The following is a 17,373-nucleotide window of genomic DNA, read 5'->3' on the forward strand; positions in this document are numbered from 1 at the left end:
GGTGCTGTCACGCCCTTCATGCCCTGATCCAGGCGGTTGTGTCCGGCGGCAGACTGCCGTCGGCGGCCAGGTCACCGCTGGCCAGCAGGACCTCACCCGGCGGGAGTGGGGCCGGCACCTGACCGAAGTTGGTGATCACCCGGATCCCGCCGTTGCGGAAGTCGACGAGGTCGTCGCCGTCGTTCCATTCCAGGACGCCGCGGCCCAGCTCGTACGAGCGGCGCAACCGCAACGCCTCGGTGTAGAGCGACAGAGTCGAGCCGGGAACGCCCCGCTCGGCGTCGGCGGCGAAGCGACCCCAGTCGGCCGGCTGCGGCAGCCACGACGCGGCACCGGGGCCGAAGCCGAACGACGGCGCGTCCTGCTGCCACGGCACCGGCACGCGGCAGCCGTCGCGGCCCCGGACCTCGTGCTTGGAGCGGAACCAGGTCGGGTCCTGGCGCTCGCCGTCGGGCAGCGTCGTGTGCTCCGGCAGGCCGAGCTCCTCGCCCTGGTACAGGTATGCCGAGCCGGGCAGCGACAGCATCAGCATCGTGGCGGCCCGGGCCCGGCGCAGACCGAGCGCCTCGTCGGGCTGCGGGTCGCCGACGCCGATGCCGCCCTGCGTGCTGTGCCCGAGCTCGAACCCGAGCCGGGACGCGTGCCGCACGACGTCGTGGTTGGACAGCACCCACGTACACACGGCGCCGACCGGAGCGACGCCGGCGATCGAATCCGTGATCGCCGTGCGCTGTTCCGCAGCGGTCCACGGGGCCATCAGGTAGCTGAAGTTGAACGCCTGGTGCATCTCGTCCGGACGGATGTAGCGGGCCATCCGCTCGGCCGGCGACACCCACGCCTCGCCGACCATCATCCGGTCGCCGTCGTAGGAGTCGAGGACCCGCCGCCACTCGCGGTAGATGTCGTGGACGCCGTCCTGGTCCCACATCGGCGGGGTGCGGTGCTCGGCGCCGGGGCTGGTGATCGGCACCTGCGCCTCGGTCCAGTCGGGCAGGCCGCTCTCCTTGATCAGGCCGTGCGCGACGTCGACGCGGAACCCGTCGACGCCCCGGTCGAGCCAGAAGCGCAGCACGTCGACGAACATCTGCCGGACCTCGGCCAGGTCCCAGTTGAGGTCGGGCTGGCTCGTGTCGAACAGGTGCAGATACCACTCGCCGTCCGGCACGCGGGTCCAGGCCGGGCCGCCGAAGACGCTCTGCCAGCCGTTGGGCGGCAGCTCGCCGTCGGGGCCCAGGCCCTTGCGGAAGTGGTAACGCTCCCGTGCCTGGCTTCCCGGTCCCGCTTCGAGCGCCGCTTTGAACCAGGCATGGTCGCTGGAGGTGTGGTTGGGCACCAGGTCGACGACGACCCGCAGGCCGCGCGCCTTCGCGGCGGCGACCAGCGCGTCGAAGTCCTCCAGGGTGCCGAACCGGGGGTCGACGTCGCGGTAGTCGGCGACGTCGTACCCCGCGTCGTGTTGCGGCGAGGGATAGAACGGCGACATCCACAGCGCGTCGACACCCAGCTCGGCCAGGTGGTCCAGGCGCGACGTGATGCCGCGGAGGTCCCCCATACCGTCGCCGTCCGCGTCCGCGAACGAGCGTGGGTAGACCTGATAGATCACGGCATCGCGCCACCAGACCAGCGAACTCACCCCTTGACTCCACCGGCCAGCAGGCCGCGAACGAAAAATCTCTGCAACGACAGGAACACGATGATCGGGATGACCATCGAGACGAACGCCCCGGAGGTCAGCCGTTGCCAGTCGTTGCCCCGGGTGCCGGCCAGCTCGGCGAGCCGGACCGTCAGCGGCCGGGTGTCCGGACCGGACGTGAACACCAACCCCACCAGGAGATCATTCCAGATCCACAGGAACTGGAAGATCGTCAGGGACGCGAGGGCCGGCGTGATGAGCGGCAGAACGATCCGCCGGAACGTCATCGCCGGGCCGGCGCCGTCGACCCGGGCCGCCTCGAACAGGTCCTTCGGCAGCTCGGACATGAAGTTGTGCAGCAGGAACACGCCGAGCGGCAGGCCGAAGCAGGTGTGCGCGAACCACACGGCGAAGAAGCCGCCGCCCCACTTGGTGTAGTCGCCCAGCAGCTGCAGCAGCGGGATGAGCGCCATCTGCAGCGGCACGATCTGCAGCGTGAACACGCCGATGAAGATCCAGTCCCGGCCGCGGAAGTTGAGCCAGGACAGCGCGTAGGCGGCCATCGCCGCCAGGCTGACCGAGAACACCACGGCCGGCACGGTGATCGTGAGGGAGTTGATGAAGTAGCTCGCCAGCCGGCCGGAGCTCGCCGAGTCGCCGAAGACGACGTCGTTGTAGTTGTCCAGGGTCAGGCTGGGGTTGGTGAAGAACTTCCACCAGCCCGTGGTCTTGATGTCCTCCTCGGGCCGCAGCGACGAGACGAACAGGCCGAACGTGGGGATCGTCCAGACGATCGCGATGATGATCGCCACGACGCTGGCGACGCGGGAGGTCAGCTTGCGGCGGACCCGGGCGGCCATGGTGTCCGGCACTTTGGAGAGCGGGCTCGTTTCGGGAGCGCTCTTCTCGATGGAAAGGTTGCTCATCGGATCTCCGCTCGCTTCCGCAGCTGCCGTACCTGGTAGGCGACGACCGGCACGACGAGCAGGAACAGCACGACGGCGAGCGCGGCGCCGCGCCCCTCACCGCTGGGGTCGTCACTCAGCCGGAACGCCTGGTTGTACATCTCGAAGGCGAGCACGCTGCTCTTGAAGTTGCCGTTGGTCGAGGTCCGGACGATGTCGAAGACCTTCAGCGTCGCGATGGTGATGGTGATGGTGACCACCACGACCGCGGGCCGGATGCTCGGCATCGTGACCTTCCAGAACATCTGCCACGGGTTGGCGCCGTCGAGCCGGGCCGCCTCGACGATCTCGGCCGGGATGGCCTTGATCGCGGCGGACAGGATGACCATCGCGAAGCCGGCCTGGATCCAGATCATCATGACGATCATGTAGAACGTGTTGCTCGGCGAGCTGGTGAGGAACTGCTGGGGCTCACCGCCGAACCAGACCAGGACCTGGTTGAGCAGGCCGATCTGCTCCTCGTCCGCCTCGCGGAACGCGTAGATGAACTTCCAGATGATGGTCGCGCCGACCAGCGAGATCGCCATCGGCATGAAGATGAGCGACTTGGCGATGCCCTCGCCGCGGGCCTTGTCGACCAGCACCGCGTAGGTCAGGCCGAACGCGGTCGCCAGCAGTGGCACGCACACCACCCAGATCAGGGTGTTGCGCAGCATGATCAGGGTGTCGTCGTTGGTGACGATCCAGCTGTAGTTGTCCAGCCCCACGAACTCGCCGCGGGAGTTGTTGTAGAACGACAGCGTCACCGTGCGGATGAGCGGGTAGATCAGCCCGATGCCGAGCAGGATGAGCGAGGGGCCGAGAAAGCCGAGCATGTGCAGCCGTTCCCTGCCCTTCCCCCATCTGGGCAGGATGTCGAGCACGAACAGCAGCCCACCGATCACCGCCGCGAAGCCGCCGATGAACAGCAGAGCCGGCCAGATCTTGGCGACGTCTTCGGAGAAGTCATAGTCCATAGGGGTGTCCTCCGACCGGCCGGCACCGGCGCCGCTTTCGCGGGGGCGCCGGTGCCGGACCTTGCTTCAGCGGCTTACTTGGGCCAGGTGCTTTCGATGTAGTCCAGGGTTGCCTTGGTGTCCTTGGTGCCGTTGATCCAGTCGGTCATACCGGTCCAGAAGGACTTCGAGCCGACGGCGGCGGGCATCAGGTCGGAGCCGTCGAACCGGGCCACGGTGGCCGGGTCCTGCAGGATCTTCACCGACAGCTGGTCGATCGTGCCCTTGACCAGGCTGGTGTCCAGGTTCTTGTTGGCCGAGATCCAGTCACCGAGCTGGGCCTTGCTGTTGGCCCACTCGCTGGAGGCGAGGTAGGTCTGCACCTTGACGACCTCGTCGCGGTCCGAGAACGCGGAGACGAACTCGCCGGCGACCAGGACGGGCTTGCCCTTGGCGGGGTCCACGGCCGGGAAGTAGAAGGCGAAGACGTCGCCGTCCTCGGCCACGTTCGTGCCCTTGGCGAACTGGTTGGAGTAGAAGTTGGCCTGGCGGTGCATGCCGCACTTCTTGTCCTTGACCGGCAGGCCACCCTCCTGGAAGGAGGTGGTCACGATGGTCTTCGGGTTGCCCACGTACTTGGGGTTCTTCAGGATCGAGGCGGTCCGCTCGGCGGCCGAGACGATGCGCGGGTCGTTGAACGGGATCGTGTGGTTGACCCACTGGTCGTAGACGTCGGGGCCCTGGTCACGCAGGACGATGTCCTCGATCCAGTCGGTGGCCGGCCAGCCGGTCGCGTCACCGGACTCGATGCCGGCGCACCACGCCTTGATGCCGCTCGCCGCGATGGTGTCGGAGAGGGTGATCATCTCGTCCCACGTGGTGGGGATCTTGTAGCCCTTCTCCTTGAACAGCTGCGGCGAGTACCACACCAGCGACTTGACGTTGGCGCCCATCGGCACGCCGTAGACCTTGCCGCCCACGGTGGCGTACTTGGCCCAGTCCTTCGACCAGTTCTTGTCGAGGTTGGCCTTCACCGGCGCGGGGAGCTCCTTGAGCTGGCCCTTCGTCGCGAACGAGGCCAGCAGGCCCGGCTGCGGGAAGACCGCGATGTCCGGCGGCTGACCGCCGTCGGCGCGCACCTTGATCTGGGTCTCGAACTCGCCGGACCCCTCATAGTCGATCTTGATGTTGGTGCACTCTTCGAACTGCTTCCACGAGTTCGTCAGCTTGGTGGCTTCAGCGTCGCGGATCGTCGCGTAGATCGAGACGGTCTTCTTCTTGTCGACCTTGTATTGCGCGTACGGCGCGCACTCGGGCTTGTCGGCGTTGGTTGAGCCGGTGTCACTGCCACTGTCACCGCAAGCGGCGGCGACGAGTGCCAGCGCGGCCACACCGGCGAGCGCGAACGCCCGACGCCGCCTCGAGAGGACAGCCATGGTTAGCCTCCTTTGGCTAGACCCGGTCCGGGCGAACAGCTCCGCCCACGTACCGGTGTGCTGTGTCCCTCGGATGTAAGCGTTTGCAAGGTCGGTTTGTCGAGCCCTTCAGGGCTATTGATCGATAACGAGTTAGCAACACGGTGGACATATTGCTGTTGCCTCCTGTGTTGCTAGCCTCCCGGTGTGGCCGACGTTCCCGTGCCCGTGAGCATGGAGGACGTGGCCCGGCTGGCGGGCGTGTCCACCGCCACCGTGTCACGCACCCTCCGCGGGCTGCCCAACGTCTCCGACGAGACGCGCGACCGCGTGCTGCACGCCGCGGCGTCGCTGTCGTACGTCGTGTCACCGATCGCCTCACGCCTCGCCAGCGGCCGCACCCACACCGTCGGGGTGATCGTCCCGTACGCCGCCCGGTGGTTCTTCGGCCAGATCGTCGCCGGCGCGGAGTCCGTCCTGCGCGAGCACGACCTCGACCTGCTGCTGTACAACCTCGGCGACGTCGCCGCCCGGCAGCGCTTCTTCGGGCAGCTCCCCCTGCGCCGCCGCGTCGACGCCGTCCTCGTCGTCGCCATGCAGTTCAGCGACCCCGAGATCGACGACCTGCGCAGCCTCGGCGTCCCGATCGTCGCCATCGGCCACGACGTCCCCGGCGCCGGCGTGGTCCGCATCGACGACGCGGCCGCGGCCACCTCCGCCATCCAGCACCTCCTGGGCCTCGGCCACCGGCGGATCGGCATGATCTCCACCTACGCCGACCAGGCGATGTTCCTGCCCGTCGCGCACGCCCGCCACCGCGCCTACCTCGACACCCTCACCGCCGCGGGACTCCCGGTCTGCGACGAGCTCGTCATGTCCGTCCCGCACGGCCTCGACGGCGGCGAACAGGCCATGCGCCGCCTCCTCACCCTCGCCGACCCACCCACCGCCGTCTTCGCCGAATCGGACGAACTGGCCTTCGGCGCCCTCTCCGCCCTGCGCCGCACCGGCCGGCACGTCTCCGTCATCGGCTTCGACGACCACGAGCTCAGCGCCCTGCTCGACCTCACCACCGTCCGCCAGCGCGTCTTCGAGCAGGGCGTCCTGGCCGCCGGCATGCTCCGCCGCGCCATGACGGTCAGTGACTGGACCCCCGAAGAGCTCCTCATGCCCACCACCCTCGTCCTGCGCTCCTCCACTTGGCCCGTCGCGGTTAGGACCGCCCGGACCGGGTAGCTCGCGGCCCGTTGGATTCCCTTCGGTAAGCACTTCAGGGGGTTAGTGACATGACCGAGATGCCGGTGACCTGGGAGCAGCCGGACGACGAACTCGAGGACCTGATCGGCCCCGACACGGACCTGATGGACCAGGAGCCGGAGCAACCCACACCGACGGACTTCTTCTGGGAGGACGATGAGGAGTAACGCACAGCACAAGGCCGGACGGGGGTATCTCGTTTTTGGGGCCCGGCGAGGGCGTGCTAGAGTTTCCTCCGTTCAGCCAGGCGCCGCTAGCTCAACTGGCAGAGCAGCAGACTCTTAATCTGCGGGTTGTAGGTTCAAGTCCTACGCGGCGTACAGCACGATCTGGGCCATGACCTGGGGCAACGTCCCGCGGTTGTGGCCCAATTGCTGTCCACAGTAGACGCTCGTGTGATCCGCGTGTGATCTGCAATCGGCGGAACGTGCCGCTACTAGGCGACATCAGGCAACACCGGACGCCCAGTTGTGTCAGTTACGTAACGGTGCAGCCGCGCCGAAACCGCTGGCGCAGGTTCGAACCCTGCCGGGGGCACCAAAAAGAACTGCGCCGCGCGCGGCGTGCTGGTCATCGAAGCGACCTACCCCGCTACCGCCGATCCGGCAGTCCTGACCCTGCGGTTCATCATCAAGGGCTGACCATCACGGGTGGTTCGACTGAGCCGGACCACCCGTGATCAGCCGCAGCGCTGTGGCCGTTGATCCAAGCGGAAGCCGTCGGTGTCGGCAACCGCTGACCCGGTGCCACCGATCGCCTTCGCACTTCAACAGAGGATCACGGCGGCGCAGCCGTCCGGCGACGGCACAACCACGACATAACGCATTGATTGGCTGCCGGTCAGTGCACCGGCCAAGGCGAGGGTCTGTCTCCAGCACGGAGCTGTAGATCTGCTCGAGATCAGGCAGGGCGCGCAACGTGTCGGGCTCGTAAATTCGGTTCGCGGCTGTGACGTGCGGTTTCGTGTGGAGTCTGCCCGGCGGTAGCGGCGACAATCGAGGTCATGACCGCTTCGCTGGTGTACCTGCTCCTGCGCCAGATCCTGCAGATGCTCACCCAGCTCGCCCGCGACGGCGGCGCGAAAGACGTCGAACTCCTCGTGCTGCGCCATCAGGTCGCGGTCCTGCGCCGGCAGGTGCACCGCCCTGATCTGCAGCCCGAGGATCGGGTGGTGCTGGCCGCGCTGTCGCGGCTGCTGCCCCGGCCGCAGTGGTCGGCGTTCTTCGTCACCCCAGCAACGTTGTTGCGCTGGCACCGGCAACTGATCGCCCGGCACTGGACGCATGCGCATGCGCATCCGGGCCGGCCACCGGTCGACCGGGAGCTCCGAGCCCTGGTGCTGCGACTGGCCGCGGAGAACCCGACCTGGGGCCACCGCCGCGTACAGGGTGAGTTGGCTCGGCTGGGCTACCGGATCGCGGCCAGCACGGTCTGGAAGATCCTGCACCGGGCCGGCGCCGACCCGGCACCCCGCCGGACCGGACCCACCTGGCAGCAGTTCCTCACCACCCAGGCCCACACGATCCTGGCCTGCGACTTCTTCACCGTCGACACCGTGCTCCTCAAACGGATCTACGTCCTGTTCTTCATCGAACTCGCCACCCGCCAGGTCCACATCGTCGGCGTCACCGCGCACCCGACCGGCGCCTGGCTCACGCAACAGGCCCGGAACCTGCTCATGAGCCTCGACCAGGGAGCCGACCGGCTCCGGTTCCCACTCCGCGACCGGGACGCGAAGTTCACCGCGGCGTTCGACACGGTCTTCACCGCCGCCGGTATCGACGTGCTCCGCACACCGCCACAGGCGCCGAGGGCGAACGCGTACGCGGAGCGCTGGGTCGGCACGGTCCGACGCGAGTGCACCGACCGGATCCTCATCGTCGGCGAACGGCACCTGAGCAGGGTCCTGACCGAGTACACCGAGCACTACAACCGCCACCGGCCACACCGAGCGCTCGGCCAGCGACCACCCAACCCGCCACAGCAGGTCATCGACCTCACCGCCGCGCGGGTCCAACGGCGCCCGATCCTCGGCGGACTGATCAACGAATACACGCAGGCAGCGTAGCCAAACCGGATTTACGAGCCCCACAGGCGCGGTCGCCGATTTCCCGCCAAGTGGGCCCGGCCCGCAGAGCCGCGCGGCCCTACTACAAGAACAGACCTTGCCGCTTGAACGACAAAGCTGCACTTGTTAGAGCTTCCGCGCAAATGCTTAGGCTTCTTCTCTAGTCTAGTCATCCCACGCATACGCGAGGTTAGACGGAGTCGCTCCTAGGATTTACTGGTAGGAGGGAGGGTCAATTTCGCCAGAAAGATCTAGACCGAACCGCGACCCATATTTCTCAACACTCGTGTCGGCCGCCACGGCGATAGTGATCATCCAGAATTGCTCGTCCGGGCTTCCATAGCCAACCGGAGGAACCGTAACGCTGGCAAGCGCATCACTGCTAGACCATATTCTTGTTTCCGGATCCTCGCTGACAAGTGCAGCGAAGTCCAATACCGAAAATAATTCTAGGGCATCATTCAAGCTCGACTCGGCCACAAAAACAGTAAACTTTCTCGCCGCCCCAATAATCGCCTCCCGGACGGTGCAATGCAAGAGGAACTTTCCGAGATCTTCACCAACAAATTGCCATTCTTCAGATCCGATTTCCCTACAAAACACTCTACTCTCAGGGTCACTGAGATTGACCGCCCAGTAGTAGACGTGCTGATTTTCAACCCAGAACGTAAGCATGCCACCTGGGTCCGGTGATAGGTCCCCAAGGGCGATTGGATGGTCCTGGAACGTAACAGGCCTTCCAGCCCGCTCGGCGGCTGCATGCCATTCAATCAATTCGGACGGCGCAGCAAAACTCACGGCGGCGGCGCCAACACGTGAACTGCCGGTAGGGCCGTACCAACGCAGCAGAAACTGCTCCACACTACCCGCGCCAAGCGGTAGAACGTCGTCCATGCCAGTAGCATACGCCACAAGCCAACCCGGGTTGGCTTGTGGCGTATGTTCGTAGGGCTGAAGGGCACCCCAGCCATAAAGGGGGCCGGAAGTGCTGCCTCGCCGATGCTAGCGCATACAGCTAGCGTGCGTTTCCGGTGAACACCCCTAGGAGCTTTCCGGCATAGTTATAGACCGACAGCTTTGCATTTTCGGGAAGCGCGTCCTCGATAGGGAGAACCTGGGCGCCGCCGGGTCTCGTATAGGCGGATCCATTACAGAACTGACAAATGCCCTTGGGGTGATTAATGTAGAGCGTGCCCTCCCTGATCCTGTTGAGACGCATGTAGGCTGCTGCCTGCATCTCAACGTGGTGATAGTTCGTACCTGTCATGCCGGGCACGCGAGCGCCCATATCATCAACGAAACCGCCCTGTCGCGGGCCACTCGCAAACGGCACCTCATCAACGCCGATATCAAGGACACCGGAGGTAAGGGTGTCCATTTCCCCGACTGCGATGGCACATGCGGCCCCACTGTTGTGAACCAATACAGGTGTTTTGCCGGCGAGCACGTAGTACGTGTGGACGATGTTGATCGTGAGGTTGTGGACCTGTTGCTGCTGGCTCCAGATGCGTGTAGTGACGATCTGGAGTTGCTGGCCACTGTAGGTACGAATGGTGTCGCCGGCGCGGAGGTCGGCTGCCTTGTGCCAGCGGCGGTCCGTAGGAACCCAGAATGGGTGTCCGTCGGTGGCGGTCAGGTGCGCTTCGGCGTTGCCTTCTTCTCCGTCGGTGTCGATGGTGATGTCGACGAGAGTTTTGGTGCCGTTGCCGATGATGGTGGCGGTGACAGGTTTGGCCTCGCTCAGTCCGGTTTCCGGGTCTGTGGCTAGGACCACGTCGCCGACTTGGACGTCCTCGATGGGTTTCGTGGTGCCGTCGGCGAGAAGAACCGGTGTGCCAGGGACGAAGCTGTTCCCGGTTGTCCCGCATCCGGCCCCTACAGCATCGGCTACCTCGTCGGCCTTGGAGAGTGCTTTTTCGGCTCTGGCGAGAACGTTCTTTGCCCATTTGACGTCGTCGAAGAATTTGAGGACGGCGCGGCCGACTTTCCACATTGCTTGGCCGATTTTTGCGGCTTTGAAGATCTGTCCCCAGGGCAGGATGCCGACGACGAGCATGACGCACGCGCCGATGTCGCCCTTGGTGAAGCAGTTGACGGCGTCGGTGATGCCGAGCATGTCGAGCAGGAACTGACCGCCGACACTAATAATCACATCAAGGACAGTTTGCTGCTGGATCTTTTTGGCTTTGTCGACGTCCTCGCCGCTGGTGCCACCTTGGTTCTGATTGCCGCTCGGACCGCTACCGATGGCGCCGTTAGTGGTCGTGTCATCAGCAGGGTGACATTCTTTGGCGGTGCTGTTGGCGCAGGTGGCCGGATCGTAGTTCGGATCATGCCACGGCCGCGGCTCTAGCCCGGTGGGGTCACTCAATGAGGCTGGGTTGTTGTTCGCGTAGGCGTAGCCGTTGATCTGTTGTGGGTTACTGGTGTCGGTGATGGGGTCGTCGGAGATGAATCGACCGGTGGTGGGTTCGTATTCGCGGGCGCCGAGGTGGGTGAGGCCTGTGGTGTCGCGGGTGCCGCCAACGAAGCCTTGGGTGTTGGGCCAGGTTGGGTCGGCGCCACGAGGGTTGCCGAACGGGTCGGTCTTGCGGCGGGTAACTGACTGGGTGACGGCGTCGATGGCGACTTGGCCGGTGCCGTGGTGGTCTGCAGCGATCCAGGTCAGCCCGGATGGGGTGCGGCTGGCGACGCCGTAGTAGCGGGTGCCGGTGACGGTACCGCCGACCTTCCGCAGTTCGAATCCGGGCAGGTACACCGTTGCGCCGGCTGGGTCTTTCGCCACGAGGCGGGTGCCTGCGGTGTCGTAGATGTAGCTGCTGGTGCCGGCGCTGTCGGTGACGGTGGCGAGGTGGCCTTCGTTGTCCCAGGTGAGGGTCTGGCCGGGTTTGCCGGTGATGTTGCGGGTCTGCATGTTGCCGGCGGCGTCGTAGGTGTAGCTGTCGGTGCCGGTGGTACCGCCGGTGGCGGCCACGCTGGTGAGGGTGTGCTTCTTTCCGCTGGTCGGGTAGGTGTAGGTGCGGGTGGTGTCGGTGCCGCCGCCGATGGCGTGGCGGATTTCCTGGGTGCGGTTGCCGCTGTTGTAGGTGTTGGTGCCGGTGGCGTACTGGTAGCTGGTCCAGTACGCGTCGGGTCCGCCGACGATCGGGGTGGTCGGGGTGGTCTGGCAGGCCGCGGCGGTCGTGGTCCACGCTTCGGTGAGTTCGCGGAGCGCGTCGTAGTTGAAGCACTGGTTGGACACCACGGACCCGGCGAGGGTCTCGGTGATGTTCTTGACGTTGCCGGCCTGGTCGTAGCCGTAGCCTTCGGTGAGCCGCTCGATCCACGTGTTCGGGTTGGCGGCGTTCTCGGTTTCTGTTTTGGCGCTGGTGAGCCGGCCGGTCGTGTCGTCGATGACGGTGGTCTGCCGGACCCGCTTGCTGCCGGAGCCGAGGATCTGCTGGTAGGGGTCGCCGAACGCGTAGTAGGTCGTCCCGGCGACGTATGTCTCCAGACCGCTCAACGTCAGCTTGTTGCCGGCGTCGTCGTAGGTGCTGGTCAACGTCTCCGCGGGCAGGCCGCCGGCGGCCGGGTAGGTCATCGTGGCCGCGGACCCGTCGACCTTGTAGGTCATCGACGTGGTGTAGGAGCCGCTCGGCAGCCACGGCATGGCCAGGCTGGACGGAATCACGGTGGTGATGCCGAGGGGTCGGTATCCGTCGTCGTAGCCGGTGACGGTGCTGGTGAACGAGTCCGCGCCGACATATCTGGTGGACGAGGTCAGCAGCCCCTTGGCCAAGGTGTCGTACGCCCACGAGGCACGTTTGGTTCCGGTGGTGCCGATGCCGTCGTACAGGTTCGTTACGCGGCCGAGGGTGTCGTAGGCGGTGGTGAGGCTGATGTTGCGGGCGTCGGTCGTGGTGACCGGGCGGCCCTCCAGGTCGAACGCAACCGTGTTCGTGGTGCCCCGGTCCGGGTCGGTGTTCTGGTCGACCCAGCCGCGTAGGTTGTAGCGGGTGGTCCAGGTGTTGTTCGACTGGTCCTGCACCTGGGTCGGCCGGCTGAGCCGGTCGTAGGTGTAGGTGGTCGCGTGGTATGTGCCGGTGGCGGTGCCGCTCAGGTACTGGCGTAGTTCGGTGGTGGCGCCGCGTACGTTCATGAACGATGTGGTGGCGTAGCCGCCGGTGGGTGGTAGGACGGTGGTGCGGTCACCGTCGTAGTTGACGGTGGTCTGCCATTTGAACGTTGGGTTGGTCGCGCCGGCGCCGTAGAGCGCGTCGGCGGTCTTGCGGCCTGACGTGTCGTAGGTGTACTGGTGCTGGCTGAGCACCAGGTTGTCGGCGACCCCGAGCAGCGTGTCTGCGGGTCCGCTGGCGTTGTTGTACGCGACTGAGGACTTGGCGACCAGGCCGCGGCCGTTGTATTTGGTGTCGGCGATGATCCGGCCGCCGTTCGCGGTCGGTGCCGGCGTCTGGGTCTGCCGGGCCCGCAGCAGCCCGTCGTAGAACTCGTAGCTGCTGATGATGTTGCCGTTCGGGCCGAGCTGTTTGGTCTGCACGGAGCTGGCTGGGGTCTCCCGCACGTTGTAGACGTACTCGAGGTTCGGTGGCAAGCCCGTTGCCCGTCCCGGGACCCATACCTTCGTCAGCCGGCCCAGCGGGTCATAGTTCAGGGTCGCGGTCTTGTTGTTGGCGTCGGTGGTGGTCAGCGGCTGGCTGCGGTAACCGTCGAATGTCGCGGTGGAGACGTCGCCGATCGGGTTGGTCGTGGTGGTGCCGGTGACGGGTCCGCCGGGGTAGGCCATGGTGAAGCGGACCATCGTCTTGTCGTCGGAGCCGTCGAAGCTGTCCTGCAGGCGGCCGTTGGCGTCGTACTCGGCGCGGCCGGTCTGTTTCCACACCGGTGTGCTGCCGGTGAACGAGTCCAGGGCCAGGCTGGTTTTGGCCAGGCCGCGGGTGCCGATGGCGCCGACGGTGGTGTTGCCGTCGTACAGGGTCCGGCTGCCGCCCAGGTGGTTCGCGGGTGCGGGGCTGGCGGTGCAGTCGGTGGTGAGGGTCTGCGCCGGGTAGTCGATCAGCCAGTTGGCAGTGTTCCGGGCGTAGGTCGTCGAGGTGCAGACGTCGTCGGCGGTGCCGGTGCCGCCGAGGTCCTTCACCAGGGTCGGCTGGGCGTAGGTGGTGTCGTACGTGGTCTGCACGTCGGTGCGCCGGTAGGTCGAGGTCGCCGCGATCCAGGTCCGGCCCTGTGTCCGGGCGGTGCGCAGGAACTTGGCCGTCTGCAGGTTCGGCGCCGTCCACGCCGGCACCATCGTGCGGGCGGCGGTCTGCTGCTGCCACGGGTCGTTCAACGTCGCCGACAGCAGTTGCGCTCCGACAGCGGGCCCGTCGTAGTGGCGTTCCTCGCGGAGGAACCCGGACAGCCGGTCGTCGTCGGTGAGCACCACGCCTTCGGACGAGGTGATCGTCGCGGTGCGCGTGTAGTTCCCGGCGTCGGTACGGTCCTTGTCCATGCCGCGCATGTACAGGTACTCCGCGTAGCCCTGCGGGCTGCTGGCCGGGCCGGTGGTCACCTTGACCGTCGAGTACCCGCGCCACGTCGACCAGGTCCGGTTGGACACCTTCGCCGACCAGACACTGTCATTGTGGTGCCACAGCACTTGCGTGGAGGTGGCGGTGGTCGGGTTGGCGTAGGCGTAGTTGTACTCGACCGGGTCGGTATTACCGCCGACGAGATCCACTTCCAGGACCTTCGACACCGTGTACTTGTTCCACCATGACCAGCCGGGCTGTGCCAGCGGCGGCGAGTAGTACTGCGGGAAGCAACGCTTGTCGTTGTTGTCCGGGTCCGGTGGCGCGGACACCAGGCAGTCGGTCGGGTTGTACGTGATCCGGGTTTCGCCGCCGGTGCCGTTGCTGACCCGGATCACCCGGTACTTGTTCGTCGGTGGCACGCCCGCGGACACGTTGAAGTCCATCCGGTTGGCGTAGGCCTCGCCGCCGAACGTGATCGTCGGCAACGCCTTGGTCCCGCCGACCTTGCCGGTGTGGGTGATGCTGGCCAGCCACAGCGACGGGCTCGTGCCGTCGTTCGTCGGCGGGTACTGGTGTGTGAACGTCCACTCGTCCACGTCCTGGTACGCGCTGCCGCTCCACACCTTCGTCGTCACAGCGGTCAGCCGCTTCGAGGTCCAGAACGACGGCGCGATGTTCGTGTTGCACGGCGGGCCGGCGCACTTGAGGTCCCACGGCGTGTCCGGCCAGTTCGCCGTCACCGGGTTCGACCCGGACCAGCACGACACGAGGCAGCGGTCGCCGGTGGTGAACACCATCTGCATCGGCGCCGGCGTCGACAGCGACCCGTTCTTGCGGGTGCCGTAGTCGATACGGCTCAGGTACGCGCTGCGGTCGTACGCCGCCGTCGCGTTCGGGTTGGCGAACAACCCGGTGGCGTTGCCCTCTTTGGTGTACCAGTACGACATCGTGTTGCCGTGCGGGTCCTCGACGTAATCGAGGTTCCACCGCCACGTCTGATGGCACCACGAGGACGCGAACCCGCCCGAGTTGAAACACGGCTCACCGCCGCGGTTGGCGAACACCGGGATCCGCAACGCGGAGTTCGTCTCCGGGTTCCCCGCCACCCAGCCCGGGATCTGGTTCAGCCCGAAGTAGTACTGGGTGCCGTCCGTCGCGGTCAGCTTCCAGTGCTCACCTTCGAAGTCGCCGTTCGTGGCGCCGGTCAGCAGCTCAAACTTCGACCCGTCATCATTGGCGAGCCGCCACTTCCCGGTCGCGTCGTCCAGCACGAGCTCACCGGAACGGCCACCGAACATCACCGTGGCGTTCTGCGAACGCCAGCACGAGTCGGAGGTGGCGTTGGTGAAAAACGGCGCAAAGTACGGGTCACCGACCGAGCCGACGTTCAGCCACGCGCGGAGGATGTCGCCCTCGCGGCCGAGGATGTCGACCTTCCCGTCGGTATCGAAGTCGCCGGCGACGAGAAGGTTGACCGACCCCCAGACGCTGCTGGAGAACACCCTCGCCGCAACCGACACCGCGCCGCCGGTGGAGGTGTTGCGGTAGAAGTACATATCGGTGCCGATCACCGCCATGATGTCGGGTCTGGTGTCGCCGTCGTAGTCCTTCAACGGCAGGAACGCGCCGTACCCGGACCAGCCGGTGGACCAGATCGTCGACGCCCCGACGCTGAACGACCCCACCGTGCCGTTGCCCGGCCAGACATAGAACGAGTCACCGGACCGGCCCAGGATGTCGCGTTTGCCGTCGCCGTTGTAGTCACCCTCCAGGAAGGTGTTCACCGACCCCCACGAGCCACCGAGCTGCGCCCACGTCGCCGACGGGCTACCAGCCGTCGAGGTGTTGCGGAAGAAGTCCAGCCCGCCGGTGCTGCGCACCGCGAGGATGTCGACCTTGCCGTCGTTGTCGTAGTCGGCCATCGGCAGGAACTTGCTGTACGCCGACCAACCCGGCCACCCCGACCAGCCCGACGTCGGGAACACCATCGACGCCGCCAACGTGTACCCGGCACCGGTCCCCTGCCCCCGGTACACATTCATCTGGTTGCCGACCCGGGCCACCACGTCAATCTTGCCGTCGATGTCGAAGTCACCGGTCATCACCACATCGGTGATCTGCCACCCCGGCCCCAGATTCTGCGACGCTGCCGTCGCGGCACCCGGCTGCGACGTGTTCCGCCACAGGATCATGTCGTTGGAGCCGTTGATGCCCAGCACGTCGACCTTGCCGTCGCCGTCATAGTCCAGCACCGGCATCATCCGCCCGTACCCCGACCAGCCCGACGTCACATCGATCCGGTTGTTGTAGTCGTCCACACACGACCGGTACGACTGCTCGATGTAGCCCGGCTCATACCCCCAGCCCTCACCGATCCACGACGTCTGCGCGCTACTCGCGTTCGTCCGACCATCCACCATGCTCGACGAGTAGCCCAACGCCACCTGCGGGACCGGCCCACCCAACCCGGCGGCGCCGCCAGCGGATACGTCCAGGAGAAGTCACCGGACTGCGTCCCCGCCTGCCACGACGCCGACGCCGCAAGGGGCGTGTGCGAATAGTCCGGCCCATCCGCCGACGACGCCAACGCCGTCACCGCGAGGACCGTCGGTGCCGACGCCACCATCGACCCTGACCGCGACGCCTCCGCCCGGTCCGCCTGCGAAGCGACCTGCGCACCGACCGCCACATCCGCGCTCAGCCGGGTGCTCGCCTTGTCGTTGCGGGTCGCCACCGCTGTCCCCTGCTGACACACCTCCAACTGCGGCGTACTCAGAGCGCACTCGGGAAGCTGCAGCAACGTCAACCGCGACGACCAGTCAGCACCGTACGCATCCCGGAACCCCGAATAGTCCACCTCCACCGACGCCGAACCCACCGCCGATACGTCGTCCGCCCACGACATCCGCAACAACACACCCGACACCCCAACAGCCGACGCAGCCGCCCGATCGAACACCTCGACCTTCAACCGCGACGGCTCCCCAACCGTCTTCGACTGCGTCGAACGACCCGCCCACACCGGAGAACTCCCCGCCCGCGCCCGCGCACCCGCCGCCGGAACGGAAAGGTCCACCTCAGACGACCCGGCCGCAGGCCACACCACCGGCCGCGGCGCCCACGGCACCGCCGTATCCGTCGGCGACACCGACTTCGCCTTCGTCGCCTGCGCCGACACCGCCGCCGACTTCTGCACCGGCACATCCGCATCCGACGGCACCACCGGCGCCGCATGCGCCGGCAACGTCACAAACAGCGCACCAACCAACAGGCCAGCCGCCGCGAACACGGTCACCCGCCGACCAACAACCAACGCCGACATGGCGCCTCCCCGTGCGTCGAACCCGCCAGCCGGAAATCGACGAACCGCAAGGTACGCGGAGACAAGATCAGCACACAAGAGCCCTATTCAACAAACACGCTCCGCCACGTCACGCAGCCATGAACAACACCCCCACACCCATGCCGCCACCTGCACAAACCCCACACCAGCAGTGAGCCGCCGCGGATTTTCCGGACATGGAACCCCAGTAGAATGTCCGTGAAAGGGTGGTTACTCAATGTCGAAGCGTCGTCGTACATTCAGTCCG

At 66.2% G+C, this 17,373-nt stretch carries 10 protein-coding genes and 1 tRNA gene; 4 read left to right on the forward strand and 7 right to left on the reverse strand.

Going from position 1 to position 17,373, the window contains the following annotated elements:
- Positions 1 to 16: 16 nt before the first annotated feature.
- The 4 genes from ABZS58_RS47495 to ABZS58_RS47510 form a co-directional block, all read right to left on the reverse strand.
- Entirely contained in the window at positions 17 to 1,633 is a 1,617-nt protein-coding gene (locus tag ABZS58_RS47495) for an alpha-amylase family glycosyl hydrolase (protein WP_354791058.1), read from the reverse strand.
- Complete coding sequence (locus ABZS58_RS47500) at positions 1,630 to 2,559, reverse strand: carbohydrate ABC transporter permease (protein ID WP_354791059.1); 930 nt, start codon at positions 2,557 to 2,559, stop codon at positions 1,630 to 1,632. The genes ABZS58_RS47495 and ABZS58_RS47500 overlap by 4 nt, the downstream gene beginning before the upstream one ends.
- Positions 2,556 to 3,554: a sugar ABC transporter permease gene (locus ABZS58_RS47505; protein ID WP_354791061.1), complete on the reverse strand. Its 999-nt coding sequence runs from the start codon at positions 3,552 to 3,554 to the stop codon at positions 2,556 to 2,558. The genes ABZS58_RS47500 and ABZS58_RS47505 overlap by 4 nt, the downstream gene beginning before the upstream one ends.
- A gap of 74 nt (positions 3,555 to 3,628) precedes the next feature.
- Positions 3,629 to 4,969: an ABC transporter substrate-binding protein gene (locus ABZS58_RS47510; protein WP_354791063.1), complete on the reverse strand. Its 1,341-nt coding sequence runs from the start codon at positions 4,967 to 4,969 to the stop codon at positions 3,629 to 3,631.
- A 186-nt stretch (positions 4,970 to 5,155) separates the two neighbouring features.
- Here ABZS58_RS47510 and ABZS58_RS47515 point away from each other — a divergent pair, with 186 nt between their 5' ends.
- The 4 genes from ABZS58_RS47515 (at position 5,156) to ABZS58_RS47530 (ending at position 8,273) form a co-directional block, all read left to right on the forward strand.
- The gene (locus ABZS58_RS47515; RefSeq protein ID WP_354791065.1) at positions 5,156 to 6,184 is read left to right on the forward strand and encodes a LacI family DNA-binding transcriptional regulator; all 1,029 of its coding nucleotides are present in this window, start codon (positions 5,156 to 5,158) and stop codon (positions 6,182 to 6,184) included.
- Positions 6,185 to 6,234: 50 nt separating this feature from the next.
- Positions 6,235 to 6,372: a hypothetical protein gene (locus ABZS58_RS47520; RefSeq protein WP_203853294.1), complete on the forward strand. Its 138-nt coding sequence runs from the start codon at positions 6,235 to 6,237 to the stop codon at positions 6,370 to 6,372.
- 80 nt (positions 6,373 to 6,452) lie between these two features.
- Positions 6,453 to 6,525: transfer RNA gene (locus ABZS58_RS47525), tRNA-Lys, on the forward strand.
- Between the two features lie 683 nt (positions 6,526 to 7,208).
- Positions 7,209 to 8,273: an integrase core domain-containing protein gene (locus ABZS58_RS47530; RefSeq protein ID WP_354791067.1), complete on the forward strand. Its 1,065-nt coding sequence runs from the start codon at positions 7,209 to 7,211 to the stop codon at positions 8,271 to 8,273.
- A 213-nt stretch (positions 8,274 to 8,486) separates the two neighbouring features.
- Here ABZS58_RS47530 and ABZS58_RS47535 read toward each other — a convergent pair whose 3' ends face one another.
- The 3 genes from ABZS58_RS47535 to ABZS58_RS47545 form a co-directional block, all read right to left on the reverse strand.
- Positions 8,487 to 9,167 carry a hypothetical protein gene (locus ABZS58_RS47535; RefSeq protein ID WP_354791068.1) on the reverse strand — a complete coding sequence of 227 codons (681 nt, stop codon included), beginning with the start codon at positions 9,165 to 9,167 and terminating at the stop codon, positions 8,487 to 8,489.
- A gap of 121 nt (positions 9,168 to 9,288) precedes the next feature.
- The gene (locus ABZS58_RS47540; RefSeq protein ID WP_354791072.1) at positions 9,289 to 16,044 is read right to left on the reverse strand and encodes an FG-GAP-like repeat-containing protein; all 6,756 of its coding nucleotides are present in this window, start codon (positions 16,042 to 16,044) and stop codon (positions 9,289 to 9,291) included.
- Positions 16,045 to 16,070: 26 nt separating this feature from the next.
- The gene (locus tag ABZS58_RS47545) at positions 16,071 to 17,105 is read right to left on the reverse strand and encodes a hypothetical protein (protein WP_354791070.1); all 1,035 of its coding nucleotides are present in this window, start codon (positions 17,103 to 17,105) and stop codon (positions 16,071 to 16,073) included.
- Positions 17,106 to 17,373: the final 268 nt, after the last annotated feature.

The organism is Dactylosporangium sp. NPDC005555, assembly GCF_040605635.1.
Classification (GTDB): domain Bacteria; phylum Actinomycetota; class Actinomycetes; order Mycobacteriales; family Micromonosporaceae; genus Dactylosporangium.

What these genes read in the sequence shown, in the direction of transcription:
- ABZS58_RS47500 (WP_354791059.1), bottom strand. Translation starts at nt 2,559, where the DNA reads ATGAGCAACCTTTCCATCGAGAAGAGCGCTCCCGAAACGAGCCCGCTC.
- ABZS58_RS47505 (WP_354791061.1), bottom strand. Translation starts at nt 3,554, where the DNA reads ATGGACTATGACTTCTCCGAAGACGTCGCCAAGATCTGGCCGGCTCTG.
- ABZS58_RS47510 (WP_354791063.1), bottom strand. Translation starts at nt 4,969, where the DNA reads ATGGCTGTCCTCTCGAGGCGGCGTCGGGCGTTCGCGCTCGCCGGTGTG.
- ABZS58_RS47520 (WP_203853294.1), top strand. Translation starts at nt 6,235, where the DNA reads ATGACCGAGATGCCGGTGACCTGGGAGCAGCCGGACGACGAACTCGAG.
- ABZS58_RS47530 (WP_354791067.1), top strand. Translation starts at nt 7,209, where the DNA reads ATGACCGCTTCGCTGGTGTACCTGCTCCTGCGCCAGATCCTGCAGATG.
- ABZS58_RS47535 (WP_354791068.1), bottom strand. Translation starts at nt 9,167, where the DNA reads ATGGACGACGTTCTACCGCTTGGCGCGGGTAGTGTGGAGCAGTTTCTG.
- ABZS58_RS47540 (WP_354791072.1), bottom strand. Translation starts at nt 16,044, where the DNA reads ATGATGCCGGTGCTGGACTATGACGGCGACGGCAAGGTCGACGTGCTG.
- ABZS58_RS47545 (WP_354791070.1), bottom strand. Translation starts at nt 17,105, where the DNA reads ATGTCGGCGTTGGTTGTTGGTCGGCGGGTGACCGTGTTCGCGGCGGCT.